We start from the raw sequence: 1,708 nt of genomic DNA, 5'->3' as shown, positions 1-1,708 counted from the left end.
ATGCTGGAGGTATCAGAAGTGCGAATGCTGACATAAGTAACGATAAAGCGGGTGAAAAGCCCGCTCGCCGGAAGACCAAGGGTTCCTGTCCAACGTTAATCGGGGCAGGGTGAGTCGACCCCTAAGGCGAGGCCGAAAGGCGTAGTCGATGGGAAACAGGTTAATATTCCTGTACTTGGTGTTACTGCGAAGGGGGGACGGAGAAGGCTATGTTGGCCGGGCGACGGTTGTCCCGGTTTAAGCGTGTAGGCTGGTTTTCCAGGCAAATCCGGAAAATCAAGGCTGAGGCGTGATGACGAGGCACTACGGTGCTGAAGCAACAAATGCCCTGCTTCCAGGAAAAGCCTCTAAGCATCAGGTAACATCAAATCGTACCCCAAACCGACACAGGTGGTCAGGTAGAGAATACCAAGGCGCTTGAGAGAACTCGGGTGAAGGAACTAGGCAAAATGGTGCCGTAACTTCGGGAGAAGGCACGCTGATATGTAGGTGAAGTCCCTCGCGGATGGAGCTGAAATCAGTCGAAGATACCAGCTGGCTGCAACTGTTTATTAAAAACACAGCACTGTGCAAACACGAAAGTGGACGTATACGGTGTGACGCCTGCCCGGTGCCGGAAGGTTAATTGATGGGGTCAGCGCAAGCGAAGCTCTTGATCGAAGCCCCGGTAAACGGCGGCCGTAACTATAACGGTCCTAAGGTAGCGAAATTCCTTGTCGGGTAAGTTCCGACCTGCACGAATGGCGTAATGATGGCCAGGCTGTCTCCACCCGAGACTCAGTGAAATTGAACTCGCTGTGAAGATGCAGTGTACCCGCGGCAAGACGGAAAGACCCCGTGAACCTTTACTATAGCTTGACACTGAACATTGAGCCTTGATGTGTAGGATAGGTGGGAGGCTTTGAAGTGTGGACGCCAGTCTGCATGGAGCCGACCTTGAAATACCACCCTTTAATGTTTGATGTTCTAACGTTGACCCGTAATCCGGGTTGCGGACAGTGTCTGGTGGGTAGTTTGACTGGGGCGGTCTCCTCCTAAAGAGTAACGGAGGAGCACGAAGGTTGGCTAATCCTGGTCGGACATCAGGAGGTTAGTGCAATGGCATAAGCCAGCTTGACTGCGAGCGTGACGGCGCGAGCAGGTGCGAAAGCAGGTCATAGTGATCCGGTGGTTCTGAATGGAAGGGCCATCGCTCAACGGATAAAAGGTACTCCGGGGATAACAGGCTGATACCGCCCAAGAGTTCATATCGACGGCGGTGTTTGGCACCTCGATGTCGGCTCATCACATCCTGGGGCTGAAGTAGGTCCCAAGGGTATGGCTGTTCGCCATTTAAAGTGGTACGCGAGCTGGGTTTAGAACGTCGTGAGACAGTTCGGTCCCTATCTGCCGTGGGCGCTGGAGAATTGAGGGGGGCTGCTCCTAGTACGAGAGGACCGGAGTGGACGCATCACTGGTGTTCGGGTTGTCATGCCAATGGCACTGCCCGGTAGCTAAATGCGGAAGAGATAAGTGCTGAAAGCATCTAAGCACGAAACTTGCCCCGAGATGAGTTCTCCCTGACTCCTTGAGAGTCCTGAAGGAACGTTGAAGACGACGACGTTGATAGGCCGGGTGTGTAAGCGCAGCGATGCGTTGAGCTAACCGGTACTAATGAACCGTGAGGCTTAACCTTACAACGCCGAAGGTGTTTTGGCGGATGAGAGAA

1 rRNA gene is annotated in these 1,708 nt (G+C 53.5%); it reads left to right on the top strand.

The annotated features are described in order from the left end of the window. Positions 1–1,675, top strand: a 23S ribosomal RNA gene (locus FTE26_RS20000); the annotation flags it as partial. Positions 1,676–1,708: the final 33 nt, after the last annotated feature.

Source organism: Escherichia sp. S10b, from assembly GCF_028421345.1.
Taxonomy (GTDB): Bacteria; Pseudomonadota; Gammaproteobacteria; order Enterobacterales; family Enterobacteriaceae; genus ECMA0423.
Note: the sequence above shows the minus strand (reverse complement) of the source record. Positions and strands in the feature narration are given on the sequence as shown.